This window comes from Mucilaginibacter flavus (assembly GCF_030409315.1).
Taxonomy (GTDB): domain Bacteria; phylum Bacteroidota; class Bacteroidia; order Sphingobacteriales; family Sphingobacteriaceae; genus Mucilaginibacter; species Mucilaginibacter flavus.
Genome location: NZ_JAUFPS010000012.1, coordinates 252839 through 268609, shown reverse-complemented (window position 1 = coordinate 268609; position 15771 = coordinate 252839). Strand labels below are relative to the sequence as shown.

The window sequence follows — 15771 nt, the reverse complement described above, 5'->3', positions numbered from 1 at the left end:
CTATTTATTCCAGTAGTTTAATTGATTGATAAGCTGCAGTTTCGCTACAGTAGTTTGGGTAAGCAGGTTGGTTATGGAGTAGTAACTATTTACTGCCAGTATTAAATCGGCCATTCTTACGTCGCCGGTTTGCAGCAGTTTGGTATCAACCTTAATTAAGCTTTCGGCATATTTTACCTGTTCTTTTATCTGGCCGATAAGGGTGTTGTTTTCGTTTATCTGCTGGTTTAACTGCGCTATTTGCTGCAGATATTGCGAATTGAAAAACGATTTATAGTTTAACCTTGTTTCTTCCTGTAATTTAAGCTTTTTGTATTGCAGGCTGCGCTGGCCGCCATCATAAATTGGCATGCTGATGCTAAAGCCAAAGCTGGTACCAAAGTTTTTATAGGCCTGACCGGTAAAATCGGTATTGTAGCCGCCATCAGCAAAAACGTTAACCTTGGGGCGGTAGCTATGGTCAATTAAACTACGGGTGTTAATAAGGCGCAAGCTATCGGCCTTAAACTGCCTGAAAAATATGCTGTTTGCCGCGTCGGGCCTTACAGCTGTTTCTAATTTAGGTTCGCCCAAATCAACCGTGGCTGTATCAACAATGCCAACTACATAACTAAGTGTGGCGTAGTCATTTTTGTATTGCAGCTGCGCCTGTGTAAGCTGTAATTGCTGTTGTTTTAAGGTTACCAAAAAGGCAAGGTATTCGCTTTGCTTGTAAACGTTGGTACGGGTAAGGTTTTTAAGCAAAGCTTCTTCCTGGGTAAGCAGTTTTACAATATCGCGGTTAAAGTTAACCTGCTGTAAACTGCCGTAGGCGGTAATATACTGGCCGGTTACGGTTTTCTTTAAATCCTGTGCAGATACCGCCCCACTGTTGATGATCGAATCGCGCTGCAGGTTAATGGCGTTCAGTTGCGAGTTAAGGTATTGTTTGCTTATAATTTGCTTGTTTACACCCAAAAGCGCGTTAAATGTTTGCACGTTGGTAATTGCGCCAGAGTAACCAAAGCCGCTTATAACAGGGGCGTAGTAACCGCCGCTGTTTAAATTAACCTGGGGTTTTAAACCGGCTCTTAATCGTAAACTATCAATACGGCCAGCCGCGATTTGATTTTTAAGATCCTTTAGAAGCGGACTGTTATTTTGGGCAAGCTCAATATAATGATCAAGCGTGTTTGTTTGCGCCCGGGTAGCAGTATAAATAAAGGCAAACAGTATAAGGCTAAAAAATAACTTCATTAATTCCGTTATAAATCCATTTTAAACATAGCGAAAGTATCCTGTAATTCTGTAAAAAAATAGGATAGGTGAATTGTCACATTTAAAATACAATAGTGAAGGAGTGATGGGGGCTTACATGCTGATAGTTAAGCTGCCAGCCCATGTTTTCGCAAATCTGCTTGCTAATGGTGAGGCCCAGGCCGCTGCCTTCAGATTTATCTGACTTGTGGAAGCGGTTAAAAATTTTATCATCCTGTAAGGGGGTATTACTGCCGGTGTTTTTAACGCTTAAACTTTGGGGAGTTAAGCTAATAATAATTTCGCCATGAGGATGATTGTGTCTTACCGCGTTAATAATCAGGTTGTTCAATAAAATTTCTATTAAATATTGATTACCCATTATTTCTTTGTTTTCCAGATTTGTTTTTATTTCGATCTGTTTATCGCTAAAAATATCCTCTAACTGGGTTAATAATTCCTGTACCAATTCTTTCAGATTAATGGTTTGCTGGTCGGTAAGCAGGCGGTTTTCTATTTTAACCAATAGTAATAGTGATTGATTAAGACGGCTTAATCGTGCCACGGCGCTGTACAGATCTGTAAGCAGTTTGCTTTGCTGTTCGCTAAAATCTTCGGTTTGAATAAGCGTATCCAATTTGGAGTTGATAACCGCGATAGGGGTAAGCAGTTCATGCGACGCGTTTTCGGTAAAAGTTTTCAGATCCCGGTAATCATGCCGGGCTTTGTTGGTCATGGTAGTGGCGGCCTGGTTTAATTCGGTAAATTCGTCTATCCGCGTGGTAGTTTGCGCTATCTCCTGGCTATCAGTGATGTTAAAAAGTTTCATTTCCTTCAAAATCGTATGGAAAGGTTGCCACAGCCGGTTTAATATTAACCGGTTTGCAATTAACAGTACCAGTAATAGCAATAAAATAACGCCAAAAGTGATGCCGAAGATAATCTGGATCAGGTCTTCAGTTTCTACTTTCGATTCTACAATCAGAATTTTATAATACTTACCGTTTACCGTTACCGAACTAATTAACCCGCGACCTGATTCGTACTCGTTTTTATCCCGATGGTAATCGGTATTGATAAACTCCCGGTTTACCGAATTTGGGGCAACTTCGGTAAAAGAGATTTGCTGATCCTTACTTTCAAATTCCTGCGGAAGCTTTTTGTTGAGGTTCACATAGTCAAAAACCTCATTTTCCTCTACCTTTAACGCTTTGTCGTTTTGATCGTTGAGTATCCAGCTAATGGCCTGGTAATAAATAATACCGGTAATAAGCATCACTATAATAGTGGTAATGATGTTTACGCGGTTGTATAAAGTAAGGAGTTTCATTGCCCGGCAAATTTGTACCCCATGCCGTACGCCGCATGGATATAGTCGTTAGCGCCAGCTTCAATTAGTTTTTTGCGGATATTTTTGATATGCGAATATATAAAATCAAAGTTATCGGCAAGGTCAATCCCATCGCCCCAAAGGTGTTCGGCTATGGCGTTTTTAGATACTACTTTGCCTTTGTTGGCTATAAAGTAAATGAGCAGGGCAAACTCTTTGCGGGTAAATTTTAAAGGCTTATCAAGCACGCTCACGGTTTTGGCCTGCAAATCAATAGTGATTTCGTTAAATACTAATAAATTACTGCCATTGTACATTTTACGACGGATGATGGCCGATACCCTGGCCTTTAATTCTGATAAATGGAAGGGTTTTACGAGATAATCGTCGGCACCTAAATTTAAACCATCCAGGCGGTCGTCGAGCGAGTTTTTTGCCGATATGATAAGCACGCCATCGGTATAGTGATTATCTTTTAGTTTTTTAAGTATGCTGATGCCGCTGCCGCCGGGCAGGGTTATATCCAGTAAAATACAATCGTAGCGATACAATTCTATTTTGCTTATAGCATCGGCATAGGTAGCCGCGGTTTCGCAAATACTGCCATCGCCTGTAAAATATTCTTCAATACTTTCGCGCAGGCCTTCCTCGTCTTCAATGATCAGTAATTTCATTTTAGTTTTGAGTAATAAATTGTGCGTATCGGCTTAAATTTAAAGTCAAACTAATACGTATTATTCAAAACTACACGTTCATTTTGTATATATTCTGTATTTGAACAGATTTAATACAGCATCAATCTTCAGTTTTGAATTGTAATAAACATTTATAGCAAAATAAATATTATAGAGCAAGTAACACATCAATTAACAATTAAAACTAACAACCATGTGGTGGATATACGCATTACTATCGGCTTTATTTGCAGCGCTAACCGCGATATTTGCTAAAATAGGCATTAAAGGAGTTGATACCGATCTGGCTACGGCCATCCGTACGGTCATCATCCTGATACTGGCCTGGGGTATTGTATTATTCAGGGGAAGCGCGCAGGGTATTACCGGTTTAACTAAAATTAACTGGACTTTTCTTATTTTATCTGGTTGCGCGACAGGTTTGTCCTGGATATGCTATTTCCGCGCCCTGCAAATAGGGAAAGTATCACAGGTGGCCCCGGTTGACAAATTGAGCGTTGCGCTGGCTATCGCGCTATCTGTTATTTTTCTGGGCGAACCGTTGACGTTAAAAAACGCGATAGGGGCTATCCTGATTATTGGCGGAACGCTGGTGCTGATTTTTTAAGGGAGAGTCAAGAATCAAGAGTCAAGAATCAAGACAGGAACAAACGTGCGAAAAGTATCGTTTGATTTGCACTTTGAAGACACAATTATGCGTCACTACAAAAGAGAGAATCCTCCGTCGAATGTACTAAATTTCTAAAATCGTGCTTTGTTTTGCCTCCAATTACTTGCTATGCGCAACTATTTTGTAACAAAGATATTGATGATTTAACCTTAATGTAACAAACACACCATAATTCAGGATTAATCCAATCTTTCTTTTCATTTTCGCCGCAAATGAAGTTTTCGAAAGTGATGAAAGTAAGGATTATATTATTTCTTAGTGTTTTTTTGGCTATAAAGGTACACGCCCAGGCTCCTGCAGGCAAGGGTAAAATTACGGGTAAGGTTACCGACGCCACCTCCAAACAAGGCGTTGACTATGCTACCATATCTGTTTATAAACAAGGCGCTACGTCGCCATTCAATGGTATCAGTACCGATCCGAAAGGTTATTTTACTGTAGACCAGGTGCCGGCCGGTGAGTATAAGGTAACAGCCGATTTTTTAGGCTACCAGCGTGCCACTGTTGAGCATGTAATTGTTAAAGCAGGCGGTACTTTAAATTTAGGCGAAATCCTGTTAACCTCTTTATCAAAAGAATTGAAAGGAGTAACTATTACCGCGCAAGCACCAACGGTTACCAATAAGATTGATAAAATGGTTTACAACCCTCAAAACGACCTGAGCGCGCAGGGCGGTGTAGCCATCGATATATTGAAAAAAGTACCGCAGATAACTGTTGATATTGATGGTAACGTGGAGTTACAGGGCAATGCCAATATCCGCTTTTTAATAAATGGAAAGCCATCAAGCATCTTCGGGGCAAGTTTGGCCGATGCACTGGCCAGTATCCCCGCCAGCCAGATTAAAAGTATCGAGGTAATTACCAGTCCGGGTGCAAAGTATGATGCTGCTGGTACTGGTGGCATAGTAAATATTATATTAAAAGATAGCCGGGTAGAAGGTGTTAACGGCAGCGTTAACCTATCGGCAGGTACCCGCCGCGAAAACGGATCATTCAATTTAAATGTGCGCAAGGGTAACTTTGGTGTTAACGCGTTTTTTAGCGGTAACGCGCAAATTAACAGTAATGCGCCAACATCAACAAACCGGGTATCTACAGATGGCGCGGGCAATACCAATACTTTGTTCCAGGACGGAAGTAATAATTTCAGGAGGAACGGTTATCAATCGGGCTTAAACTTTACCTGGAACATCAGCAAACATGATGACCTTACCGCTGCTATTGGTTTTGATCATTTTGGTAATCATGGTAACGGCGTAACTAACCAGGATCAGCGCATGGTAAATGCTGCCGGTAGTTTAATGTCAGATACTTCGAGCATCCGTAACTCAAGCAGTAAATTCAACGGCACCTCAACAGATGTAAGCTTAAGCTATAAAAAAACGTTTGAAAAAGAGGGCCAGGAACTGGATGTATTATACTCATCAAGCTTTGGTAATAATAGCTTCAGCTCGTTTCAGCGAACAGATTATCTTTCACCTATCGGCGTACAATCAACCGGCCTGTCAAATACCAATCCTGGTAAGGATAGGGAAACCCAAATTTCTGTTGACTATACACAACCGGTAGCTAAAGATTTTACCATAGAAACCGGCGCTAAACTGGATTTCAATAACATTAAAAATAATGTAGTTACCGATAGCCTGATGGGCGGTAAAAATTTTGTACCCAATGGCGATCAAACTTATGGCTTTACTTACGACCGTAAGATTTACGCTTATTACCTTTCCTTAACGGCATCGGTATTCAATAACTTTTTAGATATCAAAGGCGGTTTAAGAGACGAGTATACCGTAACTACTGCCGACTTTAAGGGCGCTAATATTCCTAACTACAATATCCTGGTGCCGTCGCTGGTGTTTTCGCACAAGTTAAGCGAATCTTCATCAGTGAAGCTAAGCTACACCCGCAGGATTGAAAGACCGGATTACGGTTCATTAAACCCTTTCCTTAACATCAGTGATCCGCACAACATCAGCACAGGTAACCCTAACTTAAAGCCCGAGCGTGGCGATAACTTTGAGTTAGGTTACAATAAATCATTTGAAAAAGGGGCCAACATTAATATAGCGGCTTTCTACCGTAAAAATACAGATGACATACAGCGTTTTACCACCTATTATGATACGTTAAGGATCAATGGCGCTACTTATACCAATGTATCGTTGAGTCAGCGTTATAATTTAGGGTCAGAGGTTCGTGCAGGTATCAATATTTACGCGTCGTTGCCGGTTACTAAAAGTTTCAGTTTGCGAACCAACATGATTTTTGCCGATAGAACAAGCAATAATCCGGGCAGTCCGAGCGTAAGCGGTTTTGCCTATCGTTTAAACCTGAACGCCCAATACGAATTTGCTAAAAACCTGAGTGCCGAATTTTTTGGCAACTACAACTCATCGCAAAAAGGGATACAGGGAACACAGCCAAAGTTTGTGTTTTACAACTTTGCCATGCGCAAAATGTTCATGAACAAAAAAGCCAGTATAGACTTAACCGCTTCAAATCCGTTTGCAAAATATGTTAGCCAAACATCCACAACTTACGGCAGCAACTTTAATTTAACCAACGTTCGTTATGTGCCCATACAGTCATTCGGCATCAGTCTAAGCTATAAATTCGGCAAGCTCGACTTTAAAAAAGACCGTGACAACAAAGGCGATGGAGAAGGTAAACCTGATGATGGATCGGGAGATAAGGGGCGGTAAGAGCCTCACCTAAATCCTCTCCAAAGGAGAGGACTTTTGATTTGTATGCGTAATTAACGTAATAAAAAGCCTCATTTAGAATATTAAATGAGGCTTTTTATTACGTTTTTACCTCCCTCTCCTTTGGAGAGGGCCGGGGTGAGGCTACCCGTTTTTAATCAAAATACTTTCAATAACCAGGGTAGCATCTTCACAACTGTCGGTGGCAGTTTCCATGGCCATAAATACATCGGTGTATTTGATGAGTTGTATGGCGTCGGTTTCGTTGGCCAACAGATCGGCAAAGGCTTCGTTGTAAACGGTATCGGCCTGGTATTCTAATTGTTTAATGTTGTTGCAAAGTTCAAATATCTGGGCCGAATTGCTCAGGTTATTCATCGCTCTTACGGCTTCTTCTAACGCTTTTGCGGTTTTTAGAATCAACCCGGCCAGGTTAATCATAGGAGGCGTAATTTTTGGCACATCATAGAGGTTAATCCTGCGCGATGCCATGGCAATCCTATCGGCAACGTCATCAATGGCAGCAGCTAAATCGCACATGTCCTTGCGTTGAAAAGGGGATATCAGCATACGGCCCGATTCGGTGAATACCTGGTGAGTTATCTCGTAACTTTTGTTCTTTAATTTATCAATATGGTTAAACTGAAATTTTTGTTCGTAAGTGTCTGTAGTGTTTACCGCAGTGTTAAGAAAAGTTGCCATTTCGGAGGCATTTGCAACGGCCCGGTTAAATAAATCATAAAAAACCTGGTTAGAATTTGGAAATATCGACATTGATTTGAATTTTTTATGATCGCTTTTTTAACGTCTTAAAATTAAATGTTTGTATGATAGGTAATTAGCGCCTACCGCACGTAAATATTTATGCAGCTAAATGTAGCTATTAATTTGTTGGCAAAAGTCACACTAATGTTAAGTCAATGTTAATTAAGGGTTATTAAATTATTTATGTCTATGGTGTAGCATTAACACTTTGAGTAAGCGGTAAAAAATATACTTGTAACATTTGTTTAATACTAAAACAATAAGCCACTTAGGTATATTATCATTATATAAGTTAACACATCATGAAACCCGCTGATAAACATTATAAATTTATAAACAGTAAAACTGGTTATGCAATTTATTATCACTCCCTAAGCAGCGACCTCAATGCCGATGAGATCAAAAATCAACTGCAGGAAGTAAAGGCCCGTGTGGCTATTCAAAACGGAATTTATCTTGAAACTGTGTACTGGGAGGAGATAAAGGAAGGGGCCGAATTAGGCAGGTCGACTATTTGATAATAAGTAGTAATTATTTAATTTGCTTTTATACAGGGAAATACGGTATATTTAATCACCAATTATAAACCGCTTCTACTAACCTTTCCCTATATGAAAAAAGTGACATTGGCACTCCTGTGCTTACTGTTTTTTTACACACCTGGTTTTTCGCAAACAGCTAAAACTTCAATTTCTTTAGATGATATCGTAGCGCGTTTACAAACCCTATCAACCACAAACGCAACAGAAAAAGTTTACCTGCACCTGGATAGAACGCAATTTAATGCAGGCGATACGCTTTATTTTAAAGCGTACCTCACGCTTGGCGAACAGCATCAGCTTTCAAAGTTAAACGGCATTTTGCATGTCGATCTTTTAAACAATGCCGATTCATTGGTTAAAAGTATCGAATTACAAACCAATAACGGCTTATCATGGGGCGATTTTACGTTGTCCAAAAATCTGCCTAAGGGAACTTATCACGTAAGGGCCTACACCAAATGGATGCTTAATAACGCCGACCCTGATATTTTTGATCAGCCGGTAATTGTTAACAGTTCTGTACCCGAAACCCAAACGCTTACTAAAAAGCCGTCGAAAAGCACCAATAAGTTTGACATCCAGTTTTTTGCCGAAGGCGGTACTTTTGTGGATGATATACCTGCTAAACTGGCCTTTAAAGCCATAGACGAACATGGTAAAGGCGCGGATGTTAAAGGTGTTGTAGTCGATAACCTCAATACCGAGGTAACTAAGTTTGAAGCCAAACACCTGGGCATGGGCATTATTTTTATAACCCCCGTAGATGGCCGTACCTATAAAGCCAGGCTTACCTATCCGGATGGTACAAAAGCTACTGTGGATTTGCCAAAAGCAGATGTTAAGGGAATGACACTGTTGGTGAATAACGACAACCCGGATAAGTTACTGATAGAAATTAACGCCAGCCGACCCTATTTTCTCGAAAATAAGAATAAGGAAATCAGCGTGGTTATTTATTCAAACGGATCGGTGCGGTCTGTAAAAACGGTGCTTGACAGCCAGGTGCTTGATCTTAACCTGGCTAAAAAAGATTTTCAGACGGGCATTGTAAGGGTAACGTTGTTTTCAAACACCGGCGAGCCCATGAACGAACGGCTATCATTTATCCAGAATAATGATTTGCTCAATATTCAAACCATATCTGATAAACAAGTTTACACCGCCAGGAGCAAGGTACACATTGCCCTAAATGCCAAAAAAGATAACAAACCGGTTACCGGGTATTTTTCTGCGTCTGTTATTGATGCCGAAAAAATTCCGGTTAATGAAAATGCCGAAACTACCATACTTTCCAACCTGCTGCTTACATCAGAGCTTAAGGGCATCATTGAGCAGCCTAACTATTACTTTAACAATGTTACTAATGATACCCGCGCTAATCTTGATGTATTGATGCTTACACAAGGCTATCGCCGGTTTGAGTGGAAGCAGCTATTGGGCGCGGATGAGGCCGCCACTGCATCAAATGTACCGGTTGAAAAAGGAATTGATATTACCGGGACTGTTACCTTAAAGAACGGCAGCCCTGTTGAAAACGGAACCGTAACCCTGTTGACCAAAAGCGGCGGTAATATGCTAAATCAAACAACCGATGCTAAGGGTCGGTTTACTTTTCCTAACCTGGTTTATGAGGATAAAACTCCCTTTGTAATACAGGCTAAAACCAGCGCGGGTAAAAGCGATGTATTGATAGCCATAGATGAACCTCCTTTATTATCTGTCACCGATAATAATTTCCCTGAATCTGATTTTACAGCAACGTTGCTTAAATCAGATGGGAAAGTGCAACCAGTTTTTTTGGCAGATGCAAGCGGTAAAATGTTGAAAGAAGTTGTTGTAACTGATAAAAGCTATATCGGGCCAGATCATGCATCACAAACCATCAATAATAGTCAGCTTAAAGATCAGGGATCAATGGTACGGGGTTTGGAGGGCAGGTTAAACGGAGTGAAATTTATTAGTGGCGTACCATATCTTAACGAAAAAACAGGCGGCTTTGTACAAGGCGGACCAATGATGATAGTTTTGGACGATGTACAAATGTATGAAGGCGCAAGCATTGATAATATTAATGTAAGTGATGTGGAAAGTGTGAAAGTGCTTAAAAACAACGATGCCACGATTTACGGTGTCAGAGGTGCCAATGGTGTTATCGTTATTAAAACCATTAAAAATAAATCCTTGCCGGTTAGCAATATTATGGCTCCCGGTTTACTAACCTATGCTCCAAAAGGCTTTTATAAAGCGCGTACTTTTTATTCGCCGGCGTACGGCGGTTCGGTGCAGGATACCCGGCCAGATTTGCGCAGCACCATTTACTGGAACCCCGATCTGGTTACCGATAAAGACGGAAGCGCCTCTTTTGACTATTTTAATGCCGATGGCAAAGGCAATTACAGAGTTGTGGTAGAAGGGATTGACGAAAACGGCAATATTGGCCGTGGAGTTTATGATTATAAGGTAGAGTAAAAACAAATAAAAAACCCTTGCCGTAAGGCAAGGGTTAAAAAAACCACAACAATTGTTTAACCTTTTGGCTCGTTTAACCTTAAGGTCAATTCCTAACTGCAATGCGGTGTTTCTGATAGTATAACAATACTGTTTATCAAGTGTTTTAGTGAGTACTATAATTTAAAAACAAAAGCATGGTGTTAATTTTAAACAACAAATTGCTACTCACATAAATTTCATCCTATATTTATACCAAACAAAAATCATGAGAACTATTATGAAAACATCTTTTAAAATTAAAGCTGCTTTGCTTTTCGCGTTTGCGCTTTTAACAGTAACATTTGCCCAGGCACAAACTAAAGCAATTGCAAGTCCGCGTGATAGCGTTAGCGGTAAAGTTGCAGGCTCAACAATTACTATTAACTATGGCAGCCCATCGGTTAAAGGCCGTAAAATTTGGGGCGGTCTTGAGGCCTATGGTAAAGTATGGCGCGCGGGAGCTAACGAAGCCACTACTTTTACAACCACTAAAGCTATTAAAGTAGAAGGTAAAGAATTAGCAGCCGGTACTTACGGCTTTTTCCTGATCCCAGCCGAAAGTGGCGAATGGACCGTTATTTTTAACAAAGTGGCCAAACAATGGGGCGCTTTTAAATACGACGAAAAACAGGATGCCCTGCGTGTAACTGTAAAAGGTAAAACTGCCGCCAAACACGAAAGATTGGTTTACACCGTATCTGCAAAAGGTTTTGCCTTATTATGGGATACTGTTGAAGTACCAGTATCGGTAAAATAATTTTATCAACCCATTTTACAAAGAAAGCTCCCTAACCGGAGCTTTTTTTGTAGGTTGCCTTTTCCTTTCATCACACTCATATTATGGGGCCGGTTAAACAAACTTTAATAAGTTTATATTTACTTCTTAATGCGTAAGTACATCAGTAAAAATCCATTACTAAAAAGGATCATAATTATATTATTACTGGCCCTGGCTATCTTTTTGCTCATGTTACTTGCCGATCATCCAAAACTGGTTGAACGGTACTATTCCGGTGGTTTTTATAAACTCATCTGCTGGGTTTTTCACCCCGTTTTAAATCTATTTCCCTTTAGTGTTGGCGATGTGTTGTACGCCGTAGTTGTAATCGCCATCATCCTGGGTGTAGTTCGCATTATAAAATTGCTATTTAAAAAACAATTTGAAAAGGCGGCTGCCGCTTTATTAGGTTGGGTGATAGGGATGCAGATTGGTATTCTTGCGTTTTACCTTTTTTGGGGAATGAACTACTTTCGCCCCTCGGCTGCCGACCGGCTTAATTTGCGCGATACGGCTTTTACTACGGCCAATCTTAAAGCAGTTACCAAATTATTAATTGATAGTGCCAACGCCTGCCGTGCCCGCGTTACTGCTGCCGACCTGGTCCAAAGCAACAGTACTATTTATCAAACGGCTATCAATGCCGTAAAAGCCGTCTCGGCAGATTCTGCCAGTTTCAATGCTTTCCATCCGGGTATTAAGCCATCAATGCTTACCTTTTTCATGAATTATATAGGCACGTCGGGCTATTATAATCCTTTCACATCAGAGGCGCAAATTAATTATGCCATGCCCGTGTTTAACCGGCCTTTTGTGGCCTGCCATGAAATGTCGCACCAGATTGGTTACGGGGCCGAAGATGAAGCCGATTTTGCCGGTTTTGTCATCGGCATTCAGTCTAAAGACAGGTTGTTACGTTACTCGGCGTATCACCTTGCTGTGGACGAGTTTATGCACACGCTCCGTCGCCGGGATACTACAGCCCATAAAGAGCTTAAAGCCATGATATCTAAACAGGTACACCAGGATTTTGTGATTGAGCGCGACTACTGGATAAACTATGAAAACAAGCTAAGCGCCATCAGCAGTATTTTTTACGATAACTTCCTCAAAGCCAACAACCAACCCCAGGGACTGGGTACCTATAACCGCATGGTGCTGCTGGTAATGGCGAAATATAAAGCTTATTGGTTTACTGGGCATTAGTCATTAGTCATTAGTCATTGGTCATTGGTCATTGGTCATTGGTCATTGGTCATTGGTCATTGGTCATTGGTCATTGGTCATTGGTCATTGGTCATTGGTCCAAAACTGTTTTTTTCAAATTGTTTTAAATATTTCCAATTGTTTAAAACCAATATACTAATGACCAATGACAGCGCAGCGAAATGACCAATGACTGCAACGCAAATGACTGCGCAGCATAAAAAAAATGCGTTCCGTATCTCACCCCGGAACGCACTGCAATATCACGTCTCAAATGATATTGTATCAACTAAACCTCAGATCTCATGTTAAACAAGTATCCAAGCTCTTATATATTTACTGCTGTAATAACCAGTAAACAAAAATTTTATTACTTTGTGTATAAGCCCCATTAAAGGCCGAAATTAAAGCTGAGTTTTACGAATTATGAATAATTGAAGGAAAACGCAGGTTAGATGTAAATATTATGCTTAATGCGTCAAATTTACACAACATTATTAATATAGCATTACAACCGTAGTGTTAAATTTGTTTTTTGTTTCGGTAAAAAAAATGTTACCATGAAAATTTATTTAATTTTTATTTTATTATTTTCTCCGTTTATTGTTTTTGCTCAGTTATTTAACCCAAAGGAAATAGAGCGAGCCGAGGCAATGGCAAAAGCGGTAACTATCATTCGTGATGATTATGGCGTGCCGCATATTTATGGTAAAACAGATGCTGATGTTGTTTTTGGGCTGATGTACGCGCAATGTGAGGATAATTTTAAAGGTATCGAACGTAATTACTTATATCAATTAGGCAGACAGACCGAAGTTGACGGTGAAAATAGTTTGGCGATAGACATTCAACTGCAACTCATTGCTGATAGTGCCGATGCCATCAAAGATTATAAAGCAAGCGCCCCGGCTTTTAAGAAGCTATTAGATGCCTTTGCCGATGGAATCAATTATTACCTGTACAAACACCCCGAAGTAAAACCCAAAGTATTTAAACGTTTTGAACCCTGGTATGCATTGATGTTTACTGATGGCAGTGTGGCAGCTACCGAAACAGGGGGCATTAAGCTTGATGAAACCAAGGCCTTTTATGCCGATGGGGGTGAGAAAATAGGCGCGGTGATTAATCACCCGGCTAAAGCTTACGAGTTTGTTGAGGAGCGCGAAACGGGCTCAAATGGCTTTGCTATTTCGCCGTCAAAATCGGCATCGGGACATGCTTTGCTTTATATTAATCCACATGTGCCTTTCTATTTTCGTAGCGAGGTGGAGTTGGTAAGCGAGGAAGGCTTGCATGCCTATGGCGCTGTTACCTGGGGGCAGTTTTTTATTTACCAGGGCTTTAATTCGCACCTTGGCTGGATGCATACCAGTAGCTACGCCGATGTGGCCGACTTGTATGCCGAAAAGATGGTCAAAAAAGAAGGCAAATGGTATTATGAGTACGATGGCGCTTTAAAACCTATTACCACACGTAAGCTGGTCATCAACATAAAAACCGGCGATAAAACCGAGCGGAAAACTATTTTAGCTTACTATACGCACCATGGTCCGGTATTGGGTAGCCGCGATGGCAGGTGGCTGGCGCTTAAGGCCAATAATCGCTCCTATAACGCCCTGTTGGAGTCATGGCAAATTACCAAAGCCAATAACCTGGCCGAGTATAAAAAGGCTATGGACCTGCTTTCAAACGCTACTAACGCTACCGTATATGCCGATGATAAGGGTAATACTATTTTTTGGTATGGTAATTTTATCCCCAAACGTAACCCCAAATATGATTTTAGCCTCCCCGTTGACGGCAGTACATCGGCAACGGAGTGGCAGGGCGTACATCCCTTAAAAGAAATTGTTACCATAACTAACCCGGCGTCCGGCTGGATTCAAAACTGCAATTCAACGCCATTTACAGGGGCGGGAGCAAGTAGTCCCGATAAAAGCAAATACCCGGTTTACATGGCTCCCGATGGTGAAAACTATCGTGCTGTCACTGCCATCAACGTACTAAAAGATGCTAACCATTTAACTATAGACGGGCTGATTGCCAAAGGCTATGATCATTACCTGGCCGCCTTTGATGATTTGCTGCCACCCTTATTTAAAGCTTATAATGAAGCGCCCGACTCTGTAAAAGCTTCGCTTGCCGAGCCTGTTAAAGTTTTGCAGGCCTGGGATAAGCGTACAGCCGTAAATTCTGTAGCCAGCAGTTTGGCTATTGAATGGGGAACCTTAATGTTTAAATTATTGCCCCCTCCTAAAACAGAGCAGGAGGGTACTTTTATCACCCAGCGCGTAAAAACACTTGCACAAGCAATTCCGGGTAACCAGCAATTAAGTTTGCTTGCCGCTGTGATACAAAACCTGCAGAGCCGTTTTGGTACCTGGCAGGTTAAATGGGGCGATATGAATCGCTACCAGCGCCCTGCCGATGGCATAACATTTGATGATAAATTACCCAGCATCCCGGTTGGGGCAACCGGATCAGGTTTTGGGCAGTTGCCATCTTTTCAGAGCAGAACGGTTAATACCAATAAGCGCTACGGCTACTCTGGCAACAGTTTTTTAGCGGCAGTTGAGTTTGGGCCCAGGGTAAAAGCTAAAAGTATCATGACGGGCGGTGAATCATTTGACCCCTTATCAAAAAACTTTAGCGACCAGGCCCGGGGTATTATTGACGGTAAGTTTAAAGATGTTTTGTTTTATAAGGAGGATGTGTTGAAGCATGTTCAAAAAACCTATCACCCCGGCGGCGAAAAGTGATATTTAAAAAAGTATATTTGAATACCTTAAAAATGATGAAGAAATACCTGTTTATAGCTTTATGTTGTTTTGGCTCGGTTAACCTGTTTGCCCAAAGCATCACTGTTAACGATCTTACTAATTTAACAACCCTTGCAAATCCCGAGGCACATAATTACCTGGTGCTTTCAAAAGGCTTCAAAAGAGAATATACCCAGGAGGTAGATGGAAACACAGTTGAGCGTTTAAACAAGCTTACTGCCGATAAAAAAGAGGAGTCGGTAGATATTGGCCAGGCTGTTAAGTTAAGCAGCGGTGCTATTTTACGTACCGTGAGTTATAAAACAGGAACCCCCTTACATGTATTTAACCTGATATCACAGGCCAAAAGGGCCGGCATTCATATGCGTTTTCAGGGGGCCGACGTAAAAAACAATATCTACCAGTTCGATAACGATTTTTATCATATCGAAATGCTTATCGCCAGGGATAATACCTATGGGTTTGTACAGATAAAACAAAAGGAATACCTGGGCTTTGATTAAATAAAACCAGCCCCGATCTTTAACTTTCCGCTTGGGATGCCGCTAAGCTTTGGTATATTGCCATACCA

12 protein-coding genes are annotated in these 15771 nt (G+C 41.0%); 8 read left to right on the top strand and 4 right to left on the bottom strand.

The features are described from left to right. From QWZ17_RS03835 to QWZ17_RS03825, 3 genes are all read right to left on the bottom strand, one after another. Window positions 1–1236 (bottom strand): TolC family protein, encoded by a 1236-nt coding sequence (locus tag QWZ17_RS03835; protein ID WP_290303611.1) that lies wholly within the window; start codon window positions 1234–1236, stop codon window positions 1–3. An 82-nt stretch (window positions 1237–1318) separates the two neighbouring features. Continuing rightward, the gene (locus QWZ17_RS03830) at window positions 1319–2566 is read right to left on the bottom strand and encodes a sensor histidine kinase (protein WP_290303610.1); all 1248 of its coding nucleotides are present in this window, start codon (window positions 2564–2566) and stop codon (window positions 1319–1321) included. Beyond that, the gene (locus tag QWZ17_RS03825) at window positions 2563–3240 is read right to left on the bottom strand and encodes a response regulator transcription factor (protein ID WP_290303609.1); all 678 of its coding nucleotides are present in this window, start codon (window positions 3238–3240) and stop codon (window positions 2563–2565) included. The genes QWZ17_RS03830 and QWZ17_RS03825 overlap by 4 nt, the downstream gene beginning before the upstream one ends. A gap of 214 nt (window positions 3241–3454) precedes the next feature. Here QWZ17_RS03825 and QWZ17_RS03820 point away from each other — a divergent pair, with 214 nt between their 5' ends. Both QWZ17_RS03820 and QWZ17_RS03815 read left to right on the top strand, forming a co-directional pair. Then, the gene (locus tag QWZ17_RS03820; protein WP_290303608.1) at window positions 3455–3868 is read left to right on the top strand and encodes an EamA family transporter; all 414 of its coding nucleotides are present in this window, start codon (window positions 3455–3457) and stop codon (window positions 3866–3868) included. Window positions 3869–4143: 275 nt separating this feature from the next. Further along, window positions 4144–6639, top strand: coding sequence for a TonB-dependent receptor domain-containing protein (locus QWZ17_RS03815; protein ID WP_290303606.1), 2496 nt, complete (start codon window positions 4144–4146; stop codon window positions 6637–6639). A gap of 144 nt (window positions 6640–6783) precedes the next feature. On the opposite strand, the gene QWZ17_RS03810 is transcribed toward QWZ17_RS03815, so the two are convergent. Further along, window positions 6784–7413, bottom strand: a complete 630-nt coding sequence (locus QWZ17_RS03810; RefSeq protein ID WP_290303605.1) for a DUF47 domain-containing protein — start codon at window positions 7411–7413, stop codon at window positions 6784–6786. Between the two features lie 293 nt (window positions 7414–7706). Here QWZ17_RS03810 and QWZ17_RS03805 point away from each other — a divergent pair, with 293 nt between their 5' ends. From QWZ17_RS03805 to QWZ17_RS03780, 6 genes are all read left to right on the top strand, one after another. Continuing rightward, window positions 7707–7922: a hypothetical protein gene (locus tag QWZ17_RS03805; protein WP_290303604.1), complete on the top strand. Its 216-nt coding sequence runs from the start codon at window positions 7707–7709 to the stop codon at window positions 7920–7922. A 93-nt stretch (window positions 7923–8015) separates the two neighbouring features. Beyond that, on the top strand, window positions 8016–10415 hold the full coding sequence (locus QWZ17_RS03800) for a carboxypeptidase regulatory-like domain-containing protein (RefSeq protein ID WP_290303603.1): 2400 nt from the start codon (window positions 8016–8018) through the stop codon (window positions 10413–10415). 259 nt (window positions 10416–10674) lie between these two features. Then, on the top strand, window positions 10675–11193 hold the full coding sequence (locus QWZ17_RS03795; RefSeq protein WP_290303602.1) for a DUF2911 domain-containing protein: 519 nt from the start codon (window positions 10675–10677) through the stop codon (window positions 11191–11193). Window positions 11194–11322: 129 nt separating this feature from the next. Then, the gene (locus QWZ17_RS03790; protein ID WP_290303601.1) at window positions 11323–12420 is read left to right on the top strand and encodes a DUF3810 domain-containing protein; all 1098 of its coding nucleotides are present in this window, start codon (window positions 11323–11325) and stop codon (window positions 12418–12420) included. Between the two features lie 560 nt (window positions 12421–12980). Beyond that, window positions 12981–15179: a penicillin acylase family protein gene (locus QWZ17_RS03785; RefSeq protein ID WP_290303599.1), complete on the top strand. Its 2199-nt coding sequence runs from the start codon at window positions 12981–12983 to the stop codon at window positions 15177–15179. Window positions 15180–15196: 17 nt separating this feature from the next. Beyond that, window positions 15197–15703, top strand: coding sequence for a hypothetical protein (locus tag QWZ17_RS03780; RefSeq protein ID WP_290303598.1), 507 nt, complete (start codon window positions 15197–15199; stop codon window positions 15701–15703). Window positions 15704–15771 lie beyond the last annotated feature (68 nt).